The organism is Saccharopolyspora sp. NPDC047091 (assembly GCF_040643635.1).
Taxonomy (GTDB): domain Bacteria; phylum Actinomycetota; class Actinomycetes; order Mycobacteriales; family Pseudonocardiaceae; genus Saccharopolyspora_C.
Window position 1 is genome coordinate 15,315 of sequence record NZ_JBEYUS010000008.1, and the last position, 26,240, is coordinate 41,554.

At 72.3% G+C, this 26,240-nt stretch carries 21 protein-coding genes; 9 read left to right on the forward strand and 12 right to left on the reverse strand.

The window, feature by feature from the left end:
* Positions 1-103: 103 nt before the first annotated feature.
* A complete protein-coding gene (locus tag ABZ805_RS06180) occupies positions 104-1,330 on the reverse strand; it encodes an MFS transporter (RefSeq protein WP_358435131.1) in 1,227 nt (408 codons plus the stop codon).
* A gap of 264 nt (positions 1,331-1,594) precedes the next feature.
* On the opposite strand from ABZ805_RS06180, the gene ABZ805_RS06185 reads away from it, so the two are divergent.
* Together ABZ805_RS06185 and ABZ805_RS06190 are read left to right on the forward strand one after the other, a co-directional pair.
* Positions 1,595-2,242 (forward strand): HAD family phosphatase, encoded by a 648-nt coding sequence (locus ABZ805_RS06185; RefSeq protein ID WP_358435134.1) that lies wholly within the window; start codon positions 1,595-1,597, stop codon positions 2,240-2,242.
* 117 nt (positions 2,243-2,359) lie between these two features.
* Positions 2,360-3,847, forward strand: a complete 1,488-nt coding sequence (locus ABZ805_RS06190; RefSeq protein WP_358435136.1) for an alpha/beta hydrolase — start codon at positions 2,360-2,362, stop codon at positions 3,845-3,847.
* A 41-nt stretch (positions 3,848-3,888) separates the two neighbouring features.
* Here the strand turns inward: ABZ805_RS06190 and ABZ805_RS06195 are convergent, their stop codons facing one another.
* Positions 3,889-5,688, reverse strand: a complete 1,800-nt coding sequence (locus ABZ805_RS06195; RefSeq protein WP_358435139.1) for a hypothetical protein — start codon at positions 5,686-5,688, stop codon at positions 3,889-3,891.
* Positions 5,689-5,891: 203 nt separating this feature from the next.
* Here ABZ805_RS06195 and ABZ805_RS06200 point away from each other — a divergent pair, with 203 nt between their 5' ends.
* The 3 genes from ABZ805_RS06200 to ABZ805_RS06210 are packed head-to-tail and all read left to right on the forward strand — an operon-like array spanning position 5,892 to position 7,750.
* Positions 5,892-6,377 (forward strand): GNAT family N-acetyltransferase, encoded by a 486-nt coding sequence (locus ABZ805_RS06200; RefSeq protein WP_358435141.1) that lies wholly within the window; start codon positions 5,892-5,894, stop codon positions 6,375-6,377.
* Positions 6,378-6,429: 52 nt separating this feature from the next.
* Positions 6,430-6,936: a DinB family protein gene (locus ABZ805_RS06205; protein WP_358435143.1), complete on the forward strand. Its 507-nt coding sequence runs from the start codon at positions 6,430-6,432 to the stop codon at positions 6,934-6,936.
* A gap of 55 nt (positions 6,937-6,991) precedes the next feature.
* A complete protein-coding gene (locus tag ABZ805_RS06210) occupies positions 6,992-7,750 on the forward strand; it encodes a 2-phosphosulfolactate phosphatase (RefSeq protein ID WP_358435146.1) in 759 nt (252 codons plus the stop codon).
* Positions 7,751-7,776: 26 nt separating this feature from the next.
* Here ABZ805_RS06210 and dnaB read toward each other — a convergent pair whose 3' ends face one another.
* The 6 genes from dnaB to ABZ805_RS06240 all read right to left on the reverse strand — a co-directional run bounded on the left by dnaB (position 7,777) and on the right by ABZ805_RS06240 (position 13,629).
* A complete protein-coding gene (gene dnaB, locus ABZ805_RS06215) occupies positions 7,777-10,137 on the reverse strand; it encodes a replicative DNA helicase (RefSeq protein ID WP_358435148.1) in 2,361 nt (786 codons plus the stop codon).
* Between the two features lie 557 nt (positions 10,138-10,694).
* Positions 10,695-11,147 carry a 50S ribosomal protein L9 gene (gene rplI, locus ABZ805_RS06220; RefSeq protein ID WP_358435151.1) on the reverse strand — a complete coding sequence of 151 codons (453 nt, stop codon included), beginning with the start codon at positions 11,145-11,147 and terminating at the stop codon, positions 10,695-10,697.
* 88 nt (positions 11,148-11,235) lie between these two features.
* The gene (gene rpsR, locus ABZ805_RS06225) at positions 11,236-11,475 is read right to left on the reverse strand and encodes a 30S ribosomal protein S18 (RefSeq protein WP_184484100.1); all 240 of its coding nucleotides are present in this window, start codon (positions 11,473-11,475) and stop codon (positions 11,236-11,238) included.
* 47 nt (positions 11,476-11,522) lie between these two features.
* Entirely contained in the window at positions 11,523-12,011 is a 489-nt protein-coding gene (locus ABZ805_RS06230; RefSeq protein ID WP_358435153.1) for a single-stranded DNA-binding protein, read from the reverse strand.
* A 99-nt stretch (positions 12,012-12,110) separates the two neighbouring features.
* Positions 12,111-12,476: a 30S ribosomal protein S6 gene (gene rpsF, locus ABZ805_RS06235; protein ID WP_224962174.1), complete on the reverse strand. Its 366-nt coding sequence runs from the start codon at positions 12,474-12,476 to the stop codon at positions 12,111-12,113.
* 163 nt (positions 12,477-12,639) lie between these two features.
* Positions 12,640-13,629 carry a hypothetical protein gene (locus ABZ805_RS06240; RefSeq protein ID WP_358435156.1) on the reverse strand — a complete coding sequence of 330 codons (990 nt, stop codon included), beginning with the start codon at positions 13,627-13,629 and terminating at the stop codon, positions 12,640-12,642.
* A 232-nt stretch (positions 13,630-13,861) separates the two neighbouring features.
* On the opposite strand from ABZ805_RS06240, the gene ABZ805_RS06245 reads away from it, so the two are divergent.
* Positions 13,862-14,632, forward strand: a complete 771-nt coding sequence (locus tag ABZ805_RS06245) for a deoxyribonuclease IV (protein ID WP_358435159.1) — start codon at positions 13,862-13,864, stop codon at positions 14,630-14,632.
* 123 nt (positions 14,633-14,755) lie between these two features.
* Complete coding sequence (locus ABZ805_RS06250; RefSeq protein ID WP_358435409.1) at positions 14,756-16,075, forward strand: glycosyltransferase 87 family protein; 1,320 nt, start codon at positions 14,756-14,758, stop codon at positions 16,073-16,075.
* Here the strand turns inward: ABZ805_RS06250 and ABZ805_RS06255 are convergent.
* The 3 genes from ABZ805_RS06255 to ABZ805_RS06265 all read right to left on the reverse strand — a co-directional run bounded on the left by ABZ805_RS06255 (position 16,051) and on the right by ABZ805_RS06265 (position 21,799).
* Positions 16,051-17,646 carry a glycosyltransferase 87 family protein gene (locus ABZ805_RS06255; protein WP_358435412.1) on the reverse strand — a complete coding sequence of 532 codons (1,596 nt, stop codon included), beginning with the start codon at positions 17,644-17,646 and terminating at the stop codon, positions 16,051-16,053. The genes ABZ805_RS06250 and ABZ805_RS06255 overlap by 25 nt on opposite strands.
* 142 nt (positions 17,647-17,788) lie before the next feature.
* Positions 17,789-21,292 (reverse strand): transglycosylase domain-containing protein, encoded by a 3,504-nt coding sequence (locus ABZ805_RS06260; RefSeq protein WP_358435161.1) that lies wholly within the window; start codon positions 21,290-21,292, stop codon positions 17,789-17,791.
* A 102-nt stretch (positions 21,293-21,394) separates the two neighbouring features.
* On the reverse strand, positions 21,395-21,799 hold the full coding sequence (locus tag ABZ805_RS06265) for a DUF5318 domain-containing protein (protein ID WP_358435415.1): 405 nt from the start codon (positions 21,797-21,799) through the stop codon (positions 21,395-21,397).
* Positions 21,800-22,591: 792 nt separating this feature from the next.
* Between ABZ805_RS06265 and ABZ805_RS06270 the strand changes: the two genes are divergently transcribed.
* Complete coding sequence (locus tag ABZ805_RS06270) at positions 22,592-23,689, forward strand: inositol-3-phosphate synthase (RefSeq protein ID WP_358435164.1); 1,098 nt, start codon at positions 22,592-22,594, stop codon at positions 23,687-23,689.
* 40 nt (positions 23,690-23,729) lie between these two features.
* Here the strand turns inward: ABZ805_RS06270 and ABZ805_RS06275 are convergent, their stop codons facing one another.
* Positions 23,730-24,578 carry a diguanylate cyclase gene (locus tag ABZ805_RS06275; protein ID WP_358435167.1) on the reverse strand — a complete coding sequence of 283 codons (849 nt, stop codon included), beginning with the start codon at positions 24,576-24,578 and terminating at the stop codon, positions 23,730-23,732.
* A 307-nt stretch (positions 24,579-24,885) separates the two neighbouring features.
* On the opposite strand from ABZ805_RS06275, the gene ABZ805_RS06280 reads away from it, so the two are divergent.
* Positions 24,886-26,229, forward strand: coding sequence for a glycosyltransferase 87 family protein (locus tag ABZ805_RS06280; protein ID WP_358435170.1), 1,344 nt, complete (start codon positions 24,886-24,888; stop codon positions 26,227-26,229).
* Positions 26,230-26,240 lie beyond the last annotated feature (11 nt).

Below are 26,240 nucleotides of genomic sequence, written 5' to 3' on the forward strand. Positions count from 1 at the left end.
CCCCATCACCCTCCGCAAGGGGAATCCGGCGGCACGGCCCGCGACGCGAGCGGACCGCTCGCCCACCCGAGGTGGTGCGAGCGGTCCGCTGCTCAGCCGGTGGTCAGAACTCCTCGCCGACGACGGCCGCCTCGGCCGGGACGCGGTGCGGATCGGTCCGCTTGCGCAGGTCCACCAGCAGCAGGCCCGCCGAGACCACGCACAGCACCGCGGCCACCGCGAACGGCGCGTGCGGCGAACCGAACCAGTCCGCCACGTGCCCGACCAGCGTCGCCGCGACCGCGCCGCCGAACCAGCGGCAGAAGTTGTAACCGGCGCTGGCCACCGAGCGCGGCGCGTCGCTGACGCTCATCGCGGTCCCGGTGAACAGCGTGTTCAGCAGCCCGGAGGCGATACCGCTGAGGATCACCGCCACCACCACGACCGGCTTCGACCCGACCGCCATCACCAGCAGCAGCACCGCGTACAGCAGCACCGCGAGCACCGTGCCGCCCGCGTCGCCGAACCGGGCGGCGAGCTTCGGCGCGAGCGTCACGCCCGCCACCGCCACGCACAGGCCCCAGCCGAAGAACACCAGGCCGACCGCGATCGCCCCGAACTCCAGCACGAACGGCGCCCACGCGAGCACCACGAAGAACGCGGCCGTGTAGAACGCGGACCCCAGCGCGGTGCGCAGCAGGCCGCCGTGCCCGAGGGCGCGCAGCGGGTCGAGCAGCCGCACCTTCGGCCGCGTCGCCGGGTCCTTGTCGTCGGCGGGCAGGAAGCCCGCCGAGAGCACCAGCGCGATCGCCATCAGCACCGCGGTGCCCGCGAACGGCCCGCGCCAGGAGATGTCGCCCAGCAGGGCGCCGAGCAGCGGCCCGGTGGACAGGCCGATGCCGAGCGCCGCCTCGTAGAGCAGGATCGCGGCCTGCTGGCCGCCGCTGGCCGCGCCGACGATCACCGACAGCGCGGTGGCGATGAAGAACGCGTTGCCCAGGCCCCACACCGCGCGCAGCGCCACCAGCTGCCCGATGGAACCGGCGACCGCGCAGGCCAGCGTGGCCAGCACGATCAGCACCAGTCCGGTGACGACGGTGCGCTTCGGCCCGAAGCGGGCGCTGAACGCGCCGGTCACGAGCATCGCCACCACCTGCACGCCCAGGTAGGACGAGAACAGCAGGGTGACCTGCTCGGGTCCGGCGTTCAGGGCTTGGGCGATGGACAGCAGGATCGGGTCGACCAGGCCGATGCCCATGAAAGCGATGACCGCGGCGAACGCGGTGATCCACACCGCTTTCGGCTGGCCCTTGAAGACGTCCAGCAACCGGACGTCGTGCGTGCCGCTCATCGGCCGCCACTCCTCAGCATCTCGGGGTGAGCCGTTCCGCCTCGCGCGTGCCGCCCACCGGGTAGTTCGTTCGCAATGCTAACTTTCTGGTGGTTCTCCGGCCAGCCGTCATGAGCAGGCACACAGCCCGGACGGCTCCATCCGCAGCAGTGCGACGCCGCGACCGGAGCAACCCGCCCGGCGCGCCACCGCCGCACCACTCCTGCACCACCGCCGCACCACCGAGCGGGACGCGCCCGCGCCCCGGCTCCTACGATCGGCGACGTGACTCCCGCAGCCGTGCTCTTCGACCTCGACGGCGTCCTCGTCGACTCCGAACAACTCTGGGACCGGATCCGCCGCGACGTCGTCGCCGCCCACGGCGGCCGGTGGACCGACGACGCGACCCGGGCCATGCAGGGCATGAGCACCCCGGAGTGGGCCCGCTACCTCGTCGACGACCTCGGCGCGCAGCTCACCGCCGACGACGCCGCCGAGCGGGTCATCGCCGAGATGGCCCGCGTCTACGCCGCGGACGCGCCCGTGCTGCCCGGCGCCGCCGACACCCTGCGGCGCGTCGCCGAGCGGTTCCCCACCGCCATCGCCAGCTCCGCACCGCCGCGGATCATCCAGGCGTTCCTGGACAGCACCGGCCTCACCGTCGGCGCCACCCTCTCCAGCGAGCAGGTCGGCAGGGGCAAACCCGCGCCCGACGTGTACCTGGAGGCCGCGCGGCTGCTCGGCACCTCCGCCGCCGACTGCGCCGCCGTCGAGGACTCCAGCAACGGGCTGCGCGCCGCCACCGCCTCCGGAGCCACCGTGTTCGCGGTGCCCAACGCGCACTTCCCGCCCGCCGAGGACGCCCTCGCCGGCGCGCACCGCGTGCTCGGCGACATCACCGAACTCCCCGCCGCCCTCGACGAACTCGGCTGACCACCGGCCGAGCGCCCGCGGCCGAACGGAGCAACTCCGCCCCCGACCCGTTGACCCTGCCCCTGGGACACGCCGTTGAGTGCTCTCGGGAGAACACCGAGGGATGAGGGGCAGGACATGGATCTCAAGCGGAGCGCGGCCCGGAGTGCGGCCGCGCTGATCGCGGCGGGCCTCGCGGGCTCGCTGCTGGCGGTACCGGCGTCGGCCGAGAACACCGCGCCGGAGCTGGAGTGGGGGCCGTGCCCGGCGGACGTGGTGACCGACCCGCTACCGGTGCAGTGCGCCGTGGTGCCGGTGCCGGTGGACTACTCCGACCCGGACGGCGCGCAGCTCGACCTCACGATCTCGCGGCTGGCCAGCCAGCACCCCGAGCAGCGGCGCGGCGTGCTGCTGCTCAACCCCGGCGGGCCCGGCGGCTCCGGGCTGTCCTTCGGCGCCGATCTGGCGAGCCGGGGTCTGCCCGCGAGCGTGCTGGACTCCTACGACCTGATCGGGATGGACACCAGGGGAGTGGGCCACTCCTCCCCGGTGAGCTGCGGCTTCACCGACGAGCAGGCGCGCTACGGGAACATCCCGCCGTACGCGGCGGACGACGCCCCGGTCACCGAGCGGGCCGAGGAGGTGCGCGTCATCGCAGAGCAGTGCGACCAGCACGACGACGGGCGGCTGAGCAGCCTCACCACCGCGAACATGGCGCGCGACCTGGACCGGATCCGGGCCGCGCTCGGCGAGGAGCAGGCGAGCTTCTACGGCGCGTCCTACGGTTCCGCGCTGGGCGCCGCGTACGCCTCGATGTTCCCGGAGCGGGCCGACCGGGTGGTGCTGGACAGCAACATCGGCGACACCGCGCTGGACCGGGACGGGATGCGCCGGTTCGCGCTCGGCGCCGAGCAGGCCTTCCCGGACTTCGCGGCGTGGGTCGCGCAGCGCGGCGACTCCTACGGCCTCGGCGGCACGCCGGAGGAGGTGCGGCGCACCTACTTCGACCTCGCCGAACGCCTCGACGCCCACCCGTTCGCCGGGGTGGACGGGGCGCAGTTCCGGCTGGCCACCTTCGTCGGGCTGTACGCCGAATCGACCTACGGCCGGACCGCGCAGCTCTGGCAGTCGCTGCGCGACTCCGACGAGGGCGCGGTGCGCGCGCAGCAACTCGCCGGATCGGACACCTCGGCGTTGGACAACTCGCTGTCGGTGTTCCTCGCGGTGACCTGCAACGACGTCCCCTGGCCGGAGGACGTCGAGACCTACCGGCGCGACGTGGCCGCGGACCGGGCGGAGTTCCCGCTGTTCGGCGCGGCCGCCGCGAACGTGCTGCCCTGCGCGTTCTGGGCGCACGAGCCCGCCGAACCGCGGGTGCCGGTCCGCGCCGACGGGCCGGAGAACGTGCTCATCGTGCAGAACCGCCGCGACCCGGTCACCCCGCACCGCGGCGGCGAGCTGCTCCGGGAGAAGTTCGGCGACCGCGCACGGCTGGTCAGCGCCGACGAGGCCGGGCACGGCGCCTACGTGCTCGGCGGCAACGCCTGCGTGCTGGACGTGGCCACCACGTTCCTCGTGGCCGGGGAGCGCCCGGCCCAGGACCTGTCCTGCCCGGCCGCCGGCTGATCGTCCCCGGTCCGGCCGGGCGGGTGGACCGCCAGGCCGGATCAGGCGGTGTTCAAGCGGTCCAGGCGTTCCCGGGCCGCGGTGGACACCTGCTCGTCGGGGTGCTCGGCGGCGACGACGCCGAGCACCACGTCGGCCCGCGCGTCCCCGGTCCGGGCGATCCCGTCGAGGACCGCCAGCTGGTCCGGGGTGGTGCGGGTCCGGAAGTCGGCGAGGAACGCGGCCGAGTCCTCGCGCGCGGTCACCGCCATCGCGTCCAGCGCCACCACCAGCTCGTCCCCGTCGCGCAGCTCCACGTCCCGCTCGGTCGGCCGCACCCGCAGCCACATCCGGGCGGCGGGCCCGCACACCGGGTCCTCGCGCAGCCCGCGCACCGCGGCCACGCCTTCGTCGCCGGTGTGCTCCAGCAGCCACAGCGCGCCGAGCCGCACCTCGGGGTCGTCGACGCGGCGCAGCAGGTCGGCGAGTTCCACGGCGGCCGCCGCCCGGCCGCGGAGCCCGACCCAGCCCGCGACGACCTCGCCCACCACGTCCGGCGGGCCGCCCGGCAGCGCGAGCACCACCACCTCGGCGGGCAGCGCCACCGCCTCCTCCAGCGTCGGGGCGATGAACCCGTACCCGCGCAGCGAGCCGTGCGCGGCCCACACGCCCAGCGGCAGCAGCTCCACCACCGTCCGGTCCGCCGAGCCGGGCGCGAACGCCTCGATCCGCTCCAGCAGTTCCGGCAGCTCGGTGCGGTAGCGGCGCAGCACGCCCAGCGGTTCCCAGAGCCGCAGCACCCGGTCCACCACGCGCGCCACCGCGGGCCGCGCGTCGGCCCGGTCGGTGATCGCGTGCAGCACCAGGCCCACCACCTGCTCGACCGGCACCGCGCCGGTGTCGGTGTAGAGCGCGCTGAGCACCGCCTGCACCACTTCCGGGAACGCGTCCTCTCCGTCGAGCAGCCCGTCCAGCAGCTCGGCGTCCGCCCCGCCGACCTCGTCGAGCAGCACGAACGACTGCCAGAGCCGCGTCCACAGCACGCCCGGTTCGGCCAGCAGCGGGGTGCTGATCGCGCTGCGCACCACCCGGCCGTCGAGGACCCGCACCAGGTGCGCGCGGTCCGCCCACGCCGCGGTGGCCGGTGCCAGGTCCGGCTCGCAGTCCAGCGCCGCGGCCAGTTCCGCCCCGTCGCCGAGCTCGCGGCCGGTGCCGGTCCAGCGCAGCAGCGCGGCCATCCGCGCGATGATCGGAGTGCCCGCCGCTTCGGCGTCCGGCGTCGCACCGTCGGGGATGCGCATCGGTGGCAGCCAGTGCACCGGGACGGGCAGCGGTTCCCGGTCGGCCCGTTCTTCGACGGTGCGCAGCACGGCCCGGTCCAGCTCGATCTCGCCGTCGTCCACCGCGGCGACGAACCGGGCGAACGCGCCTTCCGCGCCGAGGTCGACGCCGTGCTCCCGAGCGGCCAGCGACCAGAACTTCTCCGGCCCCCACTCGGCCGGTTCGGCCATCGCCGCCAGGAAGGCGGGCCGGGCCTCGTCGATCGCCGCGTGCAGCGCGGACACCGGATCGCTGCCGGCCATCAGCAGCCGTTCCCCGGCGAGGAAGTCCACCCACTCGTGCAGCAGCTCCGGCACCGCCGCCCAGCGGGGCAGCACCAGGTGCCGGGGCACCACCTCGGTGAGCACCCGCACCAGGTCGGGCGCGGTCCAGCGGGCGAGCAGCCCGTCCCGCGCGCACTTGTCCCGCAGCAGCACGCCGAGCAGGTCGGGCGCGTCGGGGCGCGCACCGAACCGCTCGGACAGCGCGGCGGCGGAGGCGGCGAAGCCGTCCACCTCACCGTGCAGGAAAACGGTGCGCATCAGTTCGCCCTTCGCCGCGACCGGTACCGGATGTGCATCGAGGGTAGGGAGCGGACGTTGATCACTCCGGCAGCGCGTGCCCCGGCGTGTCGGCCCGGTGCGCCCGGTGTTCGCCCGCGGCGCGGTCGTCCGAGGTCACGGCGATCGGACGAGCGGCGGAAAACCGATTGTTCACCCACCCGGGCCGCACTAGCGTTCGCCGCATGCGGATCCGGGAGTTCGTCGAGGCCGACTGGCCCGAGGTGTGGCCGATCCTCCGCGAGGTGGCGCGCGCGGGCGAGACGTTCTGCTACGAGCGGGACCTGTCCGCCGAGCAGGCCCGCGAGCTCTGGCTGGAACGGCCGCCGGGCCGCACCACCGTCGCCGAGGTCGACGGGCGGGTGCTGGGCACCGCCAAGATGGGGCCGAACCGGGCAGGACCGGGCGCGCACGTGTCCACCGCGAGCTTCATGGTCGCCGCGGAGGCGCGCGGCCGAGGCGTCGGCGGCGGGCTGTGCGGGGACGCCCTGTCCTGGGCGCGCGGCGCCGGCTACGCGGGGATGCAGTTCAACGCGGTCGTCGAGTCGAACCGGTCGGCCGTCGCGCTCTACGAGCGGCTCGGCTTCGCGGTGATCGGCACCGTGCCCGGCGCGTTCGAGCACCCCGAGCTGGGCCGGATCGGCCTGCACGTCATGTACTGCCCGTTCTGATCCCCGGTTCTGATCCCCGGTTCTGATCCCTCGTCCTGATCCAGGAGTGCTCGTGCCCGCCGAACGTCCCGCCCCGCCGACGACCGGCGCCGAACGACCGATGCTGCGCGCCTACCTGGACTTCCACCGGGCGACGCTGGCGATGAAGTGCGACGGCCTCGCGGACGAGGAGCTGCGCAGGCGGGCGTCCCCGCCGTCCGAGCTGAGCCTGCTCGGCCTGCTGCGACACCTGGCCGAGGTCGAGCGGGCCTGGTTCCGCCGCACCATCGCGGGCGAGGCCGTCCCGCTGGTGTGGTCCGCCGACGGCGACTTCCAGGCCGCCTACGACCCGAGCGGGTGCACCGGGGCGGAGGCGTTCGCCGCGTGGCGCGCCGAGGTCGAGCACTCCCGCCGCATCGAGCGCGAAGCCGAGTCCCTCGACGTCGTGGCCCGCGACCCGCGCTCCGGCACCGACGTCTCGCTGCGCCTGGTGCTGCTGCACCTGATCCACGAGTACGCCCGGCACAACGGCCACGCCGACCTCCTCCGCGAAGCGATCGACGGCACCACCGGCGCCTGACCGGCCATTCCGGAACGCCGCTCGCGAGCGAGGTGTCCTCGTTATCGTCCGCTGCATGGCGAATCCGCACGCGCAGGAGCCCTGGTCGGCCCGGTTCGACTGGGGGCCGGTCGGCGCCGAGACCTTGGCCGGGGCATCCGACCTGGTCGCCGTCGTCGACGTGCTGTCCTTCACCACCGCGCTGACCGTCGCGGTCGACCGGGGGATCGAGGTCTTCCCCTTCCGCTGGCGGGACGAGCGCGCCGAGCGGTTCGCGCAGGACCGCGACGCCGTGCTGGCCGTGGGCCGGTCGGCGGCGCGGCCGGGGCGGATCAGCCTCTCCGCCGGGACCATCCGAGCCGCCGGCCCGGTCCGCAGGCTCGTCCTCCCGTCGCCGAACGGATCGACGATCGCGCAGGACGTCGCCGCGACCGGCACGACCCTGATCGGCGTCAGCCTGCGCAACGCCACCGCCGCCGCGGAGTGGACGAGGAACCGGCTCGCCGCGGTGCGCGGAGCGTCCGTGTCGGTCATCGCCGCTGGTGAGCGCTGGCCGGACGGTTCGTTGCGCCCTGCCGTCGAGGACCTCTGGGGTGCCGGTGCCTACCTCGCCGCGCTCGACGCGCAGGGCTTCGGGTCGTTCTCACCCGAGGCGTTCTCCGCGGCCGCCGCCCACCGCGCGGTCGCCGGTGACCTGCCCGCGCGGTTGCGCGCGAGCGCGAGCGGGCGGGAACTCGTCGACGGGGGCTTCGCCGACGACGTCGAGATCGCCGCCGAGGTCGATGCGAGCATCGCGGTGCCCCTCCTCCGCGAGGAGAGCTTCACCGCGGCCTGATCCGGCCGCCGCCGGTGCGGCACGCCCTATTCCGGGGCCATGTCGACGAAGCGGCTGTAGTGCAGCTGGTGGGCGACGGTGATGGTGGCCTGGGGGCCGGCGCGGTGCTTGGCCAGGATCAGGTCGGCCTCGCCCATCCGGGGGTCGTCGCGTTCGAACGCGTCCGGCCGGTTGATCAGGATCACCATGTCCGCGTCCTGCTCCAGGGAACCGGATTCACGCAGGTCCGAGAGCTGCGGGCGCTTGTCGGTGCGCTGTTCGGGACCTCGGTTCAGCTGGGAGATCGCGACGACGGGGACTTCCAGCTCCTTGGCGAGCAGCTTGAGGTTTCGGGAGAACTCCGAGACCTCCTGCTGCCGGGATTCGACGCGCTTGCCGGAGGTCATCAGCTGCAGGTAGTCCACGACGACCAGCTGGATGTCGGCGCGCTGCTTGAGCCGCCGGGCCTTCGCCCGGATCTCCATCATGGTGAGGTTCGGCGAGTCGTCCACGTACAGCGGCGCTTCGCTGATCTCGCTCATCCGCCGCGCGAGCCGCGTCCAGTCGTCGTCGGTCATGCGGCCACCGCGCATGTCGCCGAGCCGGATGCGGGCCTCCGCGGAGAGCATGCGCATCACGATCTCGGTCTTGCCCATTTCCAGCGAGAAGATGACGCTGGCCAGGCCGTGCTTGATCGACGCGGTGCGGGCGAAGTCCAGGCCCAGCGTGGAGTTGTGCGTGGGCACCATGCCGCGGCCCGCGAGGTACAGGTGGTCGGGGGCGTCGACCTCGACGCAGCGCACCGGCACGCTCGGCACTTCGCGGAGGGCGACGATGCGGCGCGGCGGCTCGACGCGGTCCTGCCTGGCTTCCTTGTGCTCCGAGTTCTTCGCGGGCAGCCGGAACACCTCGTCCGGTCCGCTGTCGAACACGATCGCCACCCGGTCGAAACCGCCGGGTGCGGAGTCGGCGATCCGGGCGCCGCAGGTGTAGCCGAGGCCGAGCAGCAGCTCCCGCACCCGCACCGACAGCGGCTCGCTGATCTCCAGCCGCAGCCTGCCGTCGGCGTCGACGGAACCGGCGGCGTCGAGCAGCCCGGCCAGCAGCGCGCGGCGCTGCTCCTCGCTGGCGCGCAGGTACGCGGGTGGCAGGTCGTGGTCGTCCCAGGAACCGAACCGGGCGAGCGCGGCGGGGATGTCCACGCCGAACTCGGGCTTCGGGGCGTCCGGCTCCGCGGCGCCCTCCTCGGCCGGGTATTCGACGACGGCGCCGACGGTGGTGACCTCGGCGTCCGCGGGTTCGGCGGCGTGCGCGAGACCGGCCTGCTCCAGCAGTTCCGGCGCGCCGCGCACCTGCCCGGACTCGTCGCCCGCGGCGAGCCACACGCCGAGCGCGTACGGCGCGACGGGCAGCTCGCGCTGCGGCAGCCGGAGGCCGGTGTGCGCGGGGAGTTCGTGGTCGGTGCCTGCGGCGGCGAGTTCGGCGGTGGTGCGGACCTGACCGTCGGAGAGCCGCCACTGGTGCTGGGCGTCGGCGACGAGGACGCCGCCGTCGGAGAACTCGACTTCGAAGCAGGGGCGGTCGGTGAGCACCTCGGTCGCGCGCACCACCCGGATGGGCTGCCCGGACAGCCCGATCAGCTCGTCGCCGACGGCGACCTCGCCCATCGTGGTCCAGCCGCCGGGGGTGGGCAGCGGGGTGTCCAGCGCGAGCGCCTTGCCGACACCCGGTCGCGCCGCGACGATGATCATCTGTCCGCCGTGCAGCCCGTTGGTGACCTCGTCGAGGTCGACGAAACCGGTGGGGATGCCCTGGGACTCGCCGCCGCGGGAGGCGATGGCGTCGATCTCGTCCATCGTCGGCTGCAGCAGGTCCTCCAGCGCGGCGTAGTCCTCGCTGGTGCGGCGCTCGGTGACGTCGTAGATGGCGGCCTGCGCCCGGTCCACGACCTCTTCGATCGCGGAGCCCTCGGCACCGTGGTAGCCGAGCTGCACGATCCGGGTGCCCGCTTCGACCAGGCGCCGCAGCACCGCCTTCTCCGCGACGATCTCGGCGTAGTAGCCGGCGTTCGCCGCGGTCGGCACGCTGGCGATCAGCGTGTGCATGTAGGGGGCGCCGCCGATGCGCTGCAGCTCCTGGCGGCGTTCGAGCTCGGCGGACACGGTGATCGCGTCCGCGGGTTCGCCGCGGCCGTACAGGTCGAGGACGCAGTTGTAGATGGACTGGTGCGCGGGCCGGTAGAAGTCGTTCGGGGTCAGCACCTCGACGACGTCGGCGATGGCGTCCTTGCTGAGCATCATGCCGCCGAGCACGGACTGCTCCGCGGCCAAGTCCTGCGGGGGCTGGCGTTCGAAGCCGGAGTCCCCGTTCGACGCGGGCTGTGCGCCTCGTTCGTCTGCCAACGCCACGGGTACCCGTCACCTCCGACACCGTCACCCGCCACCGCTGCGGGCGGCCTTATTGGTCGCGCGATCCACGACGGCGTCCCCGGTGCGGGAGCCGGCCGGAACGCACCGGCCGATCACGATCCGTCACGCGCGGGCGCGTGGGGGAAGCTAGATCGCTCGCATGGACCAGGCAAACCGAGCTGTGGACAACTATCGGGACAACCTGTGGACAGCTGGGGACAAGTCGCGGATACCTGTGTACAACTCGGCGGAACAGATGGGGACAACCTGGGGACAACCGACCAAGATCATCCGAAAAGCACAGGTCAGCCCTTGTGGACTGCTTGTGGAGAAATCTGTTGAAAAACCCGCGGCGTGTCGCGGGGAAACTGCTCGTTCGGCGTGTCGAAGTCGACGGCGCACGAACGAGTTCCGTCACCGTCAAGCTGGCGAACGGGTGATCATCGCCGCCCGCCGGACAGCGGAACCCACCGGCGCCGAACGCTCCAGCGCGGCGGCCGGACGCATCGGCGGAAGCCCGGGAAGCCCGGACTCCCGCCGAACGAACGCGTACCGGGTCAGCTCGCGGCCGACACCTGGACGTTCACCGACGCCTTGACGTCGGGGTGCAGCCGGACGTCGACCCCGTGCTTGCCGAGGGCCTTGATGTGACCGCGCAGGTCCACCGTGCGCTTGTCCAGGTTCGGGCCACCGGCCTTGCGCACCGCTGCCACGACATCGGCGGCGGTGATCGAACCGAACAGCTTGCCCTGCGCCGAGACCTTGGCGTTCAGCGTGACCGGACCGAGGTCCTGCAGCTGCGCCTTCAGCTCCTGGGCGTGCTCCAGGTCGCGGACCCGGCGCGCCTCCTGGGTGCGGCGGATCGTCTCGATCTGCTTCTGCGCGCCCTTGGTGGCGACGATGGCCAGGCCGCGCGGCAGCAGCAGGTTGCGCGCGTAGCCGTCCTTGACCTCGACGATGTCACCCGACTCGCCCAGGCCGGTCACGTCAGCAGTCAGAATGATCTTCACGACGTGTCTCCTTCTAGCGTCTCTCACGAGACCGCGGACATCCGGGACCGCGCGCCGGAGCAGCGCGGGCCGGACGAGCGGTCTCGAATCAGCGGGCGGTCGAGGTGTAGGGCAGCAGCGCCATCTCGCGGGCGTTCTTCACCGCGATGGCGACGTCGCGCTGGTGCTGGCTGCAGTTGCCGGTCACCCGACGGGCGCGGATCTTGCCGCGGTCCGAGATGTACTTGCGCAGCAGCGTCGTGTCCTTGTAGTCGATGCTCTGCGCAGCGCGGTCCTTGCAGAACACGCAGACCTTCTTCTTAGGCTTGCGCACAGGCGCCTTGGCCATGGTCTTCCTCCTGGAAAGCTAATTCGAGTCGAGTGAGCGCGCGGGCGTCAGAACGGCGGTTCGTCGCTGAACCCGCCGCCGGAAGAACCGGCGGGGGGAGCCGAACCCCACGGGTCGTCGGCAGGCGCGGACTGGCCGCCGCCACCACCGAAACCACCGCCGCCGCCACCGCGGCTGACCTTGTTCACCTTGGCGGTCGCGTACCTCAGGGAGGGCCCGATCTCGTCGACCTCGAGCTCGACGACGGTGCGCTTCTCGCCTTCCTTCGTCTCGAAGGAACGCTGGCGCAACCTGCCCTGCGCAACGACCCGCATGCCGCGGGTCAGCGTCTCGGCCACGTTCTCCGCGGCCTGGCGCCAGATGTTGCAGCGCAGGAACAGCGCTTCGCCGTCCTTCCACTCGCCGGACTGGCGGTCGAAGGTGCGCGGCGTCGAGGCGATCGTGAAGTTCGCCACGGCTGCACCGGAAGGTGTGAAGCGCAGCTCCGGGTCGGCGGTGAGGTTGCCGACCACCGTGATTACCGTTTCACCGGCCATCGCCTGGACTCCGTCCTTGACATGCGGGGTCTCTTGAAATGCGGGTCACCTGAAGTGCGGATCGCCGCCAACGGACCGGACTGATCCGGTCGCGGTCGCTCAGGCCGAGGCCTCGGAGCGGTTGGCGTGCTTGGTCGCCTTCGCGGCCGCGCGGGCCACGCGGGCCTCCTTGCGCGGTTCGGCGACGCGCCGCTGCACCTTGGTGCGCAGGATCGTCTCGTTCAGGTTCAGCTGGCGGTCCAGCTCCTTGATCGAGGCGGGCTCGCTGTTGATGTCCACGACGACGTAGATGCCCTCGGCCTGCTTCTCGATCTCGAAGGCGAGCCGGCGACGGCCCCACACATCGAGCTTCTCGACGCTGCCACCGTCGTTGCGGATGACCTTGAGGAAGTTTTCCAGGGACTGAGGCACGGTGCGCTCGTCCAGGCTCGGGTCGAGGATGACCATGAGCTCGTAATGACGCATGAAGACCACTCACCTCCTGTGGACTCACGGCCACGGACTTTCCGTGGCAGGAGGGTCCTTCACGAACCCGGCAAGGCTAGCAACCAGGTCCGACGGTCCGGTGAGGTGGGTACCACCGCGCCGCGGGCGATCAGGTGCGGCGCGGGCGGCTCGCCGCCGGCGATCAGGCGCGGCGCAGCACCCAGGTGCGGACCAGGGCCGCGGTGACCCCGGCGAGCGAGATCGCGGCGATGAGCACCGGCAACGCCACCCGGTCGCCCTGGCTCATCGGCAGCGCCTCGGCCTTGCCCGCGGCCCGGACCTCGTCGCGCGCCGCCTGCTCGGCCTGCTCGCGCTCCTTCGCGGCGGCCTGTTCCCGCAGGTCGCCGATGTTCGGCGAGAAGCCGGGGGCGGCGCCGAACTGGGCCTGCGCCCACGGCGGCAGCTGGCCGGGCAGGCCGGGCGCGCCCGTGGCGTAGCCGGGCGGCGCGACGAGGACGGGGGCGCCGGTCGGGTACCCGGGCACACCGGGAGCGGTGGTGCCGGGCGCCGGCTGCACGCCGGTGCTCGGCGGCGCGGGCGCCGTGTTCGTCGGCGGTGCGGGCTGCTCGCTGGGGTCCGGTTCGGGCGCGGGCGGCGGCGGGGCGGGCTTCTCGTGCCCGGTGACGCTCGCGCCGAGGCAGCCGAGGGCGGCGAGGTTGCGGACGTGCTTGCTCACCTCGGCGCCGCGGCCCTGCAGCGCGGCCAGGCCGTCGATGCGCGGGGTGAACTCCTGGGCGAGGGTCTTGCCGGAGAACTTCTGCTTCTCCTCGGTGACGGTGCCCAGCGTGATCGACCCGCCGCTCTTGAACTCCTGCACGGCCTGGTCGGCGACGTCGAAGCCGAACGGGAAGACGAGCAGCGTCCCCTGCCGCACCTTCGCGTCCAGCGTGTTCGGCGAGGCGAGGATGGTCTGGCCGTACTCGCTCGATTCGGTGGTGCCCGCGCACTGGTCGAGGACGACGGAACCCGCGGCGCTCGCGGTCCCCGCGCCGAGCAGGCTGCTCGCGGTGACGAAGGCACCGACGGTCCCGGCGGCCAGCACCCGGCCGAACCCGGTGCGCGCCGCACGGCGCAGCAGCGGATTCACCTGCGGTTTCGTGCCTTCGCCTGGACGCATGGCTTCGTCACTCATGGTTCCTCCCCGCTGCACGGCCCCGTGATCCCCGTTCACCACTTCTAAGGAAAATAACGTGTCCCACTGGCAAGTGGTGACGGCCCGCACACGAAAACTTCGCCAAATCCGCATCTTGGGAAACCTGAACGATTGAGAACCCGATTGCGCCACCGCTTCGGAGCAGCGCCGGACGGGTCGGGCGGGCCCGCCGCGCGGCACGGGCCGACCGGCGGGTGACTACCCTGCGGACATGCTCATCGGTGCTCATGTCTGGGACGACGATCCGATCACCGCGGCCCAGGAACGGGGCGCGGACGTCGTGCAGTTCTTCCTGTCCGACCCGCAGGGCTGGAAGGCCCCGAAGCCGCACCCGCAGGCCGCGGAGCTGCGCGACGGCGAGCTCGCGGTGTTCATCCACTCGCCGTACGTGATCAACGTGGCGTCGTTGAACAACCGCATCCGCATCCCGTCCCGCAAGGCCGTGGCGCAGCAGGCGAAGGCGGCCGCCGAGGTCGGTGCCCGCGGCCTGGTGGTGCACGGCGGGCACGTCACCAAGGACGACGACCCGGCCGAGGGCATCGCGAACTGGCGCAAGCTGTTCGAGCGCCAGGCCGACGAGGGCGGGTTCGCGGTGCCGGTGCTGATCGAGAACACCGCGGGCGGGGCGAACGCGATGGCGCGCCGCTTCGACGTGCTCTCCCGGTTGTGGGACGCGGTCGGCGAGTTCGGCGCCGGGTTCTGCCTGGACACCTGCCACGCGCACGCGGCGGGCGAGGAGCTGCCGGGCATCGCGGAGCGGGTCAAGGGCATCACCGGGCGGATCGACCTGGTGCACCTCAACGACTCCCGCGACGCGTTCGGCTCCTCCCGGGACCGGCACGCGAACATCGGCGCGGGCGAGATCGACCCGGACGCGCTGGTCGCGGTGTGCGAGACCGCCGGAGCGCCGGTCGTGGTGGAGACCCCCGGCGACGGGCAGGCCGCGGACATCGGCTTCCTGCGGGACAAGGTGCGCGGGTGATCCGCACCGGCGGCTAGGGTCGGCGCGGACAGCGAGGGCCCGGCAGGGAGGACGCCGATGCGCGAGCAGCTCGCCGGTTCCCGGCCCGTTCCGGGCCGCGCGGGGCGGCACCTCACCGCCGGGATGCTCGGGCTGCTGTGCCTGCTCACCGCGCTGGCGCTGGCCGCGGGCTGGGCGAACAAGGCCCGCTGCACCGGACCCGAGTTCGACCAGTGGGGCCGTTCGGAACCGGCCTACCAGGAACGCGCGTACTCGGAGGTCTGCTACTCCGACGTGCAGAACCTGTGGGTGGGCCGGGACATCGACCGGCACGTCTTCCCGTACGTGCACGGCGGCATCGACGAGGACGGTTCGCTGCACGGCGGCGTCGTCGAGTACCCGGTGCTGTCCGGCCTGCTGATCTGGCTGGGCGCGCTGGCCGTGCACACCGACGCCGGGTTCCTCGCCGCGTCGGCGCTGCTGATGGCGCCGTTCGGGGTGGCGGTGGCGTGGTGGCTGGGCCGGTTGAGCGGGCACCGGGCGCTGCTGTGGGCGTTGAGCCCGCCGCTGGTGCTGTACGCGTTCCACAACTGGGACCTGCCGGTGGTGGCGTGCGCGGTGGCCGCGGTGTACGTGGTGCACCGCGGGGGAGCGCCGTTGCGCACCCGCGGCGTCTGGGGCGCGGTGCTGCTGGGAGCCGGGTTCGCGTTCAAGGTCTACCCGGGGTTGTTCGTGCTGCCGCTGGCGCTGCACGTGCTCACCGGTGGTCGCGGTGGTGCGGAGCTGCCCGCCGGGAGGCGGCGCGACGTGCGCGGCGCGCTGGCGGTGCTCGGCGCTGCGGCGGGGACCGTGGTGCTGGTGAACCTGCCGTTCGCGCTGGCCGGTTTCGAGGGCTGGTGGGCGTCGTTCGAGTTCCAGTCCGCGCGGAAGGTGGACCTGAGCACGAACTCCATCTGGTACTGGGGTTCCCGCGGCTTCGCCGACGCCGACGGGTTCCAGCAGGTGATGGGCGTGGTCTCGCCGGTGGCGGTGCTGCTGTCGTTCGCGGCGGCGTGCGCGGCGGGCGAGTGGCTGCGGCGGCGCACCGGCACCTACCCGTGGATCCAGGTGTCGGCGGCGGTGCTGTGCGGATTCCTGCTGCTGCACAAGGTGCACTCGCCGCAGTACGTGCTGTGGCTGCTGCCGTTCTTCGTGCTGCTGCGGGTGCGCTGGGGCTGGGTGGTGGCGTACCTGGTGGCGGACCTCGCGATGGGCATCAGCATCTTCCGCTGGCTGGGCGAGGGCGGCGGGATCGACGACGGGTTCACCGCCCAAGCCCTGATGATCGGGGTGTGGGGGCGCGCCGCGCTGCTGGTCGGCCTGTTCCCGGCGTTTCTCCGGTCGACGTCCACGGTGGACGAGGACGAATCGCCGCCGGAGTCCGATGTGGAGCGGACGGTTCAGCTCGCGCGTTCGCCGCGCTGAACCCCGGGCCCGACGGTCCGCAGCCAGCCGCCCATCCGGCGCGCGGCGCCGCGCGGCCAGGGCAGCACGACGCGGTCCGGGGCGTCGTCGAGGAATCCGCCGGACGGGTCGTCCACCGCGTCCGCCCCGTGCGAGCCCGCGGGGCCGAGCGCGCGGCGCACCCGGTCCGCGGCCGGGTGCAGCACCTCGTGCACCACGAGCGCGCACAGCGCGACCACCAGCAGGTCGCGGACCAGCACCGCGCCCAGGAACCAGCCCTCCGGCAGCCCCTTGTTGCCGGTGCCCAGGTAGTAGTACATCCGCGGCGCCCACATCGCCGCGTCCACGACCATCCAGCTCAGCAGCCACCGCCAGCGCGGCACCGCGAGCACCGCCAGCGGCACCAGCCACAACGAGTACTGCGGGCTCCACACCTTGTTCGTCAGCAGGAACGCGGCGACCACCAGGAAGCACAGCTGCACCAGCCGGGGGCGCACCGGCGCGGCCAGCGCGAGCCAGCCGATCGCGGCGCAGGCCAGCACGAACAGCCCCAGCGCCACCGAGTTGAGCACCACCGGCGACTGCCCCGCGGCGAGCTGCCCGTCGAACCCGGCCCAGCCGGTGAAGTGGGCGAGCGCGTTGTACAGCGAATCCGGATCGGCCCCGCGCGTGGTGTTGAGCCGGTAGAACTCGCCCCAGCCGACCGGGTACAGCAGCAGGATCGGCAGGTTCACCACCAGCCAGGCGACCGCGGCCCCGGCGAGCGCGCGTCCGCCGTCGCGCAGGCGTCCCGCCCGCAGGCACAGCACGAGCAGCGGACCGAGCAGCAGCAGCGGGTACAGCTTCGCCGCGCCGCCGAGCCCGATCAGCACCCCGGCGAGCCACGGTCGTCGCTTCGCCCAGGCCAGCAGCCCGGTGGTGGCGAGCGCGGCGCTGATGGCGTCGAAGTTGGTGAAGGCGTGCACGAACACCAGCGGGCTCAGCGCGACCAGCGCCGCGTCCCAGGTGCGGCGCGCGGCGAGCCGCATCGCGGACCACACCACGACGAGCCAGGCCGCGGTGAGCCAGAACGCGGTGACGTTGAAGTACAGGACGGTGATCATCACCGGGGGCAGCCAGCCCAGCGCGGACAGCGTCGACCAGCCATCGGTGATCTTCGCGTTGATCCACTGGAACACCCCGGTGACCACCGGGTACTCCATGTAGTGCTGCTCTTCCGGCGGTGTCCCGGGCGCTGCGGTCCACGGCGTCTTGTACGGGAACACCCCGTCGGGGGCGAGGTCGCCCATGCCGAAGCGGGGGATGATGTCGGAGTAGCACATCGCCGTGTACTGGCGGTTCGCCCGCCAGTCCAGCTGGGTGCCCTGCGAGGTGTCGTAGGTCTGCAGGCAGGGCGCCTTGAACAACCAGGCCGCGGCGAGCGTGATCATCGCCAGCAGCAGCAGCACGCGCAGCGGGGTCCAGAACCACTGCCTGCCGACCTGCGCGTGCCTGCCCAGCGGGCCGCCGAAGGGGCGGGAGGCCGCCGCGGCGACCGGTTCGGTCCAGGTCGGTGCGATCCGGTCCGCCGCGTCCAGCGAGTCGCCGTCCACTGCCGCGCTCACCTTGTCGGGCTCCTCGGGCTCGGGACCGGCGTGCTCGGGCTTCGTGGACACGCCCGGATGCTACGACGTGCGGACGGTTCTCCCACGCCCGCACCGGGCGGCGTCGCGCGCCGCCCGGTGCGGGCCGGGATCATTCTCCGTCGCGTCCGCGGGTCGGTCCGACGGCGTTGCCGCCGGGCCCGTCATCGTCGTCGTCGCCCTGCCCCGGCGGGCAGCCGAACAAGCCGCAGTTGTCGGACGGGTCGGAACCCTCGGACTCGCTCTCCGACGTCTCGCTCTCGCTGGTGGTCGGCTGTTCGGACGTGGGCGGCGGCAGCTCCGAGGTCGTCGGCGGCGGCGGGGGCTCGCTCGTCGTCGTCGGCTGCGGCGGGAGCTTCTGCTCGAACTGGCCGATCGGGCTGGCCTTCGGGAACTGCTCCACCGGCAGGTTCTTGTGGTACTCGTTCATGAATTCCTGCCAGATGTCGCCGGGCAGGCCACTGCCGTAGATGATCTTCCCGTTGGACTGCTCCACCGGCACCGGCTTGCCGTCCTCGTCGGCGAGCATGCCGACCGCGGTGGACAGCTGCGGCGTGGCGCCGATCATCCACGCGTTCTGGTTCTTCTCGGTGTCGAAGTACTGGTGGGTACCGGTCTTCGCGGCCACCGGCCGGTCCTTGTCCAGCGGCAGCTTCGAGTGCTCGGCCACGCCGATCATCGACTGGATGACGTTCGCGGCGAGGTTCTTGCTCTCGGAGGCGCTGTCGGAGAAGGCCGGCTTGGACGGCTCCGGCGCGAACTCCTCGGTCTTCACCGCGTTCTGGATCTTCGACACGAACTGCGGGTGGACCTGCTTGCCCTCGTTCGCGAAGGTCGCGTACGAGGCCGCCATGTCGATCGCCCGCACCGGGTAGGCGCCCAGCGCGATACCGGCGTCGACGCCGCCGTCCTTGTTCTGCAGCGTCGGCTCGCCGTCGTACTCGGCCGGGACGCCCGCCTGGATCGCGGCCTCCCGCACCGCCGTGGTGCGGAACTTCGCGGCCATGTTCACGAACACGGTGTTCACCGACTTGTTCATGGCCTCGCGGACACCGCAGTGCTTCGGGTCGTCGCACACCGAGCCCGGCGCGTTGCCGAACGTGGTGCCCAGGATCGGCTGGTGGTCGCTGCCGTCGTAGTACTCGCCGATGCCGTAGTCCTTCTCCAGACCGGCCATCACCACGAACGGCTTGAACGACGAACCCGGCGGCTGCGGCGAGGCGGCGTAGTCGAAGTACACCTGGTCACCGCCGCCGTAGTAGGCCCGGACTCCACCGGTCTTCGGGTCGACCGCGACCAGCGAGGTGCGCAGGTTCTGCGGCTGGCCCTGCGTCACCTTCCGGACCGCGTCCTCGGCCATCCGCTGCGCGTTCGAGTCGATGTTCGTGGTGATCGTGTAGCCGCCGAGGGTCAGCGCCTGCTCGTTGTAGCCCTCGCGCTCCAGCTCCGCGAGGACCTGCTTGCGGATGTGCAGCTGGGAGGCGTTGCCCTCCGGCTTGCTCTTCCACGCATCGCGCTCCCGGGTGACGGGCAGCTGCATGCTCGCGCGGACGTCCTTGCTGACGAAGTTGTTCTTCAGCATCTGGTCGGCCACGTACTCCCAGCGCCACTGCCCCTGCTCCGGGTCGACCCGGGGGTCGTTGTCGGTGGGGCGCTGCACCATGCCGGCCAGGACCGCGGCCTCGCTCGGGTCCAGGTCCTTCGGCAGCTTGCCGAAGTAGGCCTCCGCCGCCGAGTGGATGCCGTTCGCACCGCGGCCGTAGTACGCGGTGTTCAGGTAGGCCTTGAGGATGTCGTCCTTCGACTGCTGGTTGGTCACCTTGTAGGCGACGACGACTTCCTTGATCTTCCGGGTGATCGAGTACTCGTCCTGGTCCAGCGCCAGCTTCACGTACTGCTGGGTCAGCGTGGAACCACCACCGGCGCCACCGCCGATCTGGTTGTACACCGCGACCAGGATGCCTCGGATGGAGAAGCCCGGGTTGGTGTAGAAGGACGCGTCCTCCGCGGCGACCGTGGCGTCGCGCATCGGCTTCGAGACCTCTTCGTCCAGGTCCCGGATCATCGTCTTGGAACCGCCCTCGGGTTCCACCCGGGTCAGCTCCTTGCCGTCCGCGGAGTTGATGATGATCGTCTGCTCGGTGCGGCTGGCGATCTCCTCCGGGTTCGGGACCTCCCACATGGTGTAGCCCCAGGCGAACGTCCCGATGCCGAGCAGCAGCATCACCCCGGCGGCCACGTAGCAGGTGCGGCGGATGCGCCGCCAGATCTTCTTCCGCTTCGCCTTGCGGGCGCTCAACTCGTCATCCGGGTCGAGCGGCTCGTCGTCGGGGCCGAATCCGTCGTCACCATGTCCGCGGTTCCCGTAGCCGTCGTCGTACCCGTCGTCGTAGTCGTCGTAGCGGCCGTCGTCGGAGTACGCGTCGTTCGTCGAGTAGTAGTCGTACGAGCTCTGCGTGGCCTCGTGGGTGAGCAGCTGCGGCTCGCGCGGCGCATCACCGTTCGCGCCACCGGCGGCACCCGCCGCTCCCGCTCCTGCCGCGCCCGCTGCGCCGGCACCTGCCGCGCCACCGCCCGCGGCGGCGGCCGCACCGCCGAGCGCGGCCGCACCGGCCACGCCGCCGACGACTCCACCGGCCACGGCACCACCGCGGCCGCGACCGCGGCCCTGGTCCTTGCCGTCCCCGGGGGTCTGCGGGATGTTCTCGGTCGGCCGCTCACCGGGCGGGACCGCACCGGGTGCGGGCCTGCCACCGGGCTGCGGGACCTGCCGGGTGCTCTGGCCACCGGGCGGCGGCGGGGGCACCTGGCGGGTGGGCTGCTGGCCGGGTCGCTGCGGCGGCCCGAACTGCTGGGTGTGCTGCTCGTCCGGGGTCGCGGGACCGCCCTGCTGCGCGGCTCCCTGCTGGCCCGGAGCCTGCTGTCCCGGGCCCTGCTGGCCTGGGCCCTGCTGACCCGGAGCCTGTTGACCTGCACCGGGCTGGCGCTGGGTGCGCTGGTCCGCGGCGGGCGGCGGCTGCTTGGTGAACGAGGTCGGCAGGTCGAGCTTGCGACCACCGCCGGAGTCGGCGGCGCGCTTCCCGGTCGGGGCGTCGTCCTCGTCGTCGAACGACGGCACCCACGCCCCGGTCTTCTCGGACGGCGCCTCGGCGTCCTGGTCACCGCGCGGGCCCTCGCCCGGCCAGTTCGGCTGGTCGCCGCCCTGCCGCGCACGGCCCTGCGGGGGCTGCTGCTGGCGCGTCCCCTCACCGGGCCACGGACCCGCGCCCGGACCGGGCGGCGGCCCGGCGGGGCGCTGCTGGCCCGGGTTCTGCGGGCCGGCGTTCTGCTGGCCGGGGTTCTGCGGCGGCGGGTTCTGCGGAGCGCCCGGCGGCGGACCCGGCGGACGCTGCTGCGCCCCCGGACGCTGCCCACCGGGCGGCTGGTTCGCGGGGTTCTGCGGTCCGGCAGGCCGACCGCCCGGCGGAGTACCGCCCGGGGGCGGTGGGCCCTGCGGACGCGGACCCTGCTGCCGGGACGAGGGGGGCGTGGCCCGGTCGTCGGGGGGACCGGGGTTGCGACCGTCGGGCTGCCGGGAGTGGCGGCCACGAGCTGGGTCGTCACGCTCGTCGTTCACGAGTTGGCCTCCAGGACAGGCGTCGTGCGACGCCAGGTGATGCATTCACGTCGGGGTGGCCCCGCTTCGCGCGGGGCGGTGCTGCTCGTTCTCACGGCCGGTTCACTCGGCCGCAGTCTTGCGCCGGGGGCGGCGGTTGTTCAAGTCACCGGTTCCGAGGACGTACGACTGCACCAGGTGGTTCCAACTGCACGTCCGACAGACTTCGACGACGTGCACGGTGAACTCCGCGATCGAGGCCGCCAACCGTTCCAGCTCATCGGGACCGCGGGCGGACCCCGATGCGTGCTTCAGTTCTTCGCCGAAGATCCACGACACCAGCGTGAGCGGTTCCTTCCGGCACACCGGACAGGTCACTTCGCTGGGCTCGCCGTGGTACTTCGCCGCCCGCAACAGGTACGGGTTCGCGTCGCAGACCTCCATCACCCCGACTCGGCCAGCGTGGACCTGCGCCAGCAGCGACCTGCGCTGCAACGCGTAATCCACCACTTGCCGTTGGGTCCGCACGAGGAACAGGGTACGTGTCCGGTGCCGGTGCTCCATGCGCCGTTAGGGGCAGCGCCCGTTTCCGTCGCGTGACCTGCGGTGTCGTGAGCAGCGTGGTTGGTCTCTACCTGCGCTGACCGGGGAAGCGCCGAAGATATACTCCTTTCTCGGGCAAGTACGGCTGGGGACGGCTCGGGCGCGGGAGGTGCGGATGCGCGAACTCGCCATGCCCGGCTTCCCGCAGCGGGCCCGGCGCACCGGGTCGGAACTGCGACGATCTCCGCACGGCGACCGAGGTGGCCGGGGAGCTCGCTGCGAGATGTTCTACCGGACGGCCGGGACGCCACCGCACCCCGGGTTGATCTTGAAATCCGGCGGCACCGATGGTCTCGGGACCAAACGGACCGCTCGCGAGCTGCGCGCCGGGCCGCGCCGCCGGAACGTGACCGGCCCCACGTCGCTGATCGGACCATTCGGGCGCAGCGCGGCGAACTCGCCGGATCCGCGGGAACAGCGCGTCCGGTCCGGTGGTTGTCGAAGAGGACACCGGTGCACGTCCCGGGAGTCGCGGGCAGCGGGAGCCCGCGGTGACCGGTCGACACCGGTCGTCGGCTTGCCCAGGCGGGGGACGCCGACGTCGCCGCACCCCCGCCGCGACCCGCGCGCAGCATCCGCGCGACGGGCCACTCCCAGACCACGGCCCGGCCGGGCCTGATCCGGCCGATCCGGCTGCTCGCGCGACCCCGGGAACCCCGGGGCACCGGCGAGCGGGAAGAAGGACGACGACACATGACCTACAAGGAGGACCCTGCCATGAGCACAGACCGCCGCGAGGGCGCGGTTCGAGTGGCGATCGCCGGCGTGGGCAACTGCGCGGCATCGCTGGTGCAGGGCGTCCAGTACTACGCCGACGCCGACCCGGACACCCGGGTTCCCGGCCTGATGCACGTCCAGTTCGGCGACTACCACGTGCGCGACGTGCAGTTCGTGGCCGCGTTCGACGTGGACGCCAAGAAGGTCGGCAGGGACCTCTCCGAGGCCATCGTGGCCAGCGAGAACAACACCATCAAGATCGCCGACGTCCCGCCGCTGGGCGTCCAGGTGCAGCGCGGCCACACCCTCGACGGGCTCGGCCGGTTCTACCGCGAGGTGATCGACGAGTCCGACGAGGCCCCGGTCGACGTGGCGCAGGCGCTGCGCGACGCCGAGGTCGACGTGCTGGTGTCCTACCTGCCGGTCGGCTCCGACGACGCGGGCAAGTTCTACGCGCAGGCCGCGCTGGACGCCGGGGTGGCGTTCGTGAACGCGCTGCCCGTGTTCATCGCCTCCGACCCGGAGTGGGCCGCGAAGTTCACCGAGGCGGGCGTGCCGATCGTCGGCGACGACATCAAGTCGCAGGTCGGCGCCACCATCACGCACCGCGTGCTGACGAAGCTGTTCGAGGACCGCGGCGTGCACGTGGACCGCACGATGCAGCTCAACGTCGGCGGCAACATGGACTTCCTGAACATGAAGGAGCTCGAGCGCCTCGAGTCCAAGAAGAAGTCCAAGACCCAGTCGGTCACCTCGCAGGTCGACCGCGACCTGGGCAAGCGGAACGTGCACATCGGCCCGTCGGACCACGTGCCGTGGCTGGACGACCGCAAGTGGGCCTACATCCGGTTGGAGGGGCGCGCGTTCGGCGACGTGCCGCTGAACCTGGAGTACAAGCTGGAGGTGTGGGACTCGCCGAACTCGGCGGGGATCATCATCGACGCGCTGCGCGCCGCCAAGATCGCGAAGGACCGCGGCATCGGCGGCCCGATCCTGTCCGCGTCCTCGTACTTCATGAAGTCGCCGCCGGAGCAGTACTCGGACTCGGCGGCCTACCAGGCCGTGGAGGACTTCATCTCGGGCGACGTCGAGAGCTGACGCGACGGTCCCCGCCAGGCCTCGGGCCCGGCGGGGACGTTCAGCGCTGGAGCTGCTGCTCGGCGCGGGAGAGCACGGCGTGCGCGGTGGCGTTGCCGTTGGTGGTCACCCAGGAGACCCGCAGGTTCGGCCGGACCCTGGTGGGCCCGATCCGCATCGGCCAGCTCGCCATCCGGCGGGCCTGCTGGGCGATGGCCTCGCCGTTGCCGTTCGGGTGGTCGGCGACCAGTGCGAACTCGTCGCCGCCGTAGCGGGCGACGGTGTGCTCGTCGGACATGCCCTGCCGCAGGCGGCCCGCGAGGGTGCCGAGCAGCTCGTCGCCCCTGGCGAAGCCGTGCTCGGTGTTGAACGCGGCCAGCCGGTGCACGTCGAGCAGCACCAGCGTGGTGAGCATCCCGCGGGTGCGGGCGCGCACCAGGGACTGCTCCAGGCGGTCCAGCAGCAGCGCCCGGCCGGGGAGCCCGGTCAGCGGGTCGAGCAGGCCGCGGCTGTGCGAGACGTCGGTCTGCACGGCCTGCAGCAGGATCAGCACGCGCCGCTTCCCCTGGGCGCGCACCGCGTGGTAGTCAGCCCACAGCCGCGTGGGGTGACCGCCGCGCTCGACGACCATCGGGGTGGACAGCGGCGAACCCGCGCGCAGCACCTGCCCGGCCAGCTCGGACCAGTCCGGCATCGCGGCACCGGTGTCGTCGCGCACCTTCCAGCCGCTGGGTCTCGCACCGGTGAGCAGATCGGACTTCGTCAGTTGCATGAGGTCCGCGGCGACGTCGTTGGTGGCGAGCACCTGGCCGCGCTCGTCCGTGAGCAGCACGCCCACGGTCAATCCGGTGATCAGCTCGTCCCAGATCGGCGGCAGCTGGGATGGCGCGGTCACGTCCAGGACACTCATTCGGCCCCTCCTCCCCACCAAACGGAGCAGTCAACTGGACTCTCCTCTGCTGAGAGGTCTGAATTCAAGAGCATCACTACCACCCGTAATGGTGGTATTTACGGAGCGCGAATAACGCTGCGTCAGCAACTACCCGGGTCAAGTCCGAAGCGCCACCCGATGCGGGAAACGACGGGTCCATAAGGCGGATGATCTTCGACTGCGGTGCGCCCTGCGAGCCGCTCCGGTTCCGCCGGGCTCCGGCCCGATCAAGGGCTGCCTCTACGCTGGGCCACGGCCGTCGGCGCTCGGCGGCACCCCCGCATCGATGACCAGGACGGTGACCCTCGTGGCGGTGAGCGGACCGGATGACGCGACGCGACGACCCTTCGGCGAGGTGATCCGCGACCTCGCCAGGGAGAACCGCAGGCTGCTGATCGCGATCGGCGTCGCCGAACTGCTCGCCGTGCTGCTGGTCTCCACGATCAGCCCGCACGACCACATCGACGGCGAGGTCTACCGGCTCGGCGCCCGCGCGTGGCTCCAGGGCAAGGACATGTACGGCCCGCTGCCCGCCACGCAGTCCGGGCTGAAGCTGCCGTTCATCTACCCGCCGTTCGCGGCGATCCTGTTCGCCCCGCTCGGACTGGTCTCCAAGCTGGTGGCCGTGTCGATCATCATGCTGGTGTCGCACGTGGCGCTGCTGGTGACGCTGTACCTGGTGCTCGGGGCCTCCACGTTCCTGCGCGGGCAGCGGGACCGGGTCGTGCTGTGGACCGGCGTGGTGCTGCCGCTGGCGACGCTGTCCGAACCGGTCATGGAGACGCTGACCTACGCGCAGATCAACCTGGTGCTGATGGCGCTGGTCGCGGTCGACTGCCTGTGGCGCACCGGGCCGGGGCAGAAGACGCCGTACCCGCGCGGGCTGCTGATCGGCATCGCCGCCGGGATCAAGCTCACCCCGGCCGCGTTCCTGCTGTTCTTCCTGCTGCGCAAGGACTTCAAGCCGATCGCGATGGCGGCGCTCGGCTTCGCCGGGACCGTCCTCATCGGACTCGTGCTGGCCTTCGACGGCACCAGGAAGTACTGGACGCAGGAGGTGATGGCCACCGGCAACGTGTCCTTCGGCCCCACCTTCACCGGCAACGCCTCGGTGTACGCGGGCAACCAGTCGCTGCGGTCGGCGCTGACGAAGCTCGGCGTCGGGAACGTGCCGATGGTGCTCGTGCTGGTGACGCTGGTGGTGCTGGCGCTGGCCATCGCGGGCATGGTGCACGCGCTGCGGCAGCAGGACCTGCCGATGGCGGTGACGCTCAACGGGCTGCTGTCGCTGCTGATCTCGCCGATCTCCTGGTCGCACCACTGGGTGTGGGCGATTCCGGCGGTGGTGCTGCTGGCGGGTGCCGCGGTGCGGCGGGCCGACTGGGGACTGCTGATGATCTCCGGGCTGGCGGCCTCGCTGTGCACGCTCGGGCCGATGTGGAAGGTGCCGCAGGGCAAGGGGCGGGAACTGCACTGGAACCCGCTGGAGCACCTCGTCGGCAACGCGTACGTGTACCTAGGGCTGGCGCTGCTGGCCTACTACGCCTACGGCCTGTGGCGCACCCACCGGCTCGGGAAGCGGACCATCGAACCCGACGACGAACCCCGGGTGTCCTCCACTCCCGCCTGATCGCGCAGGCC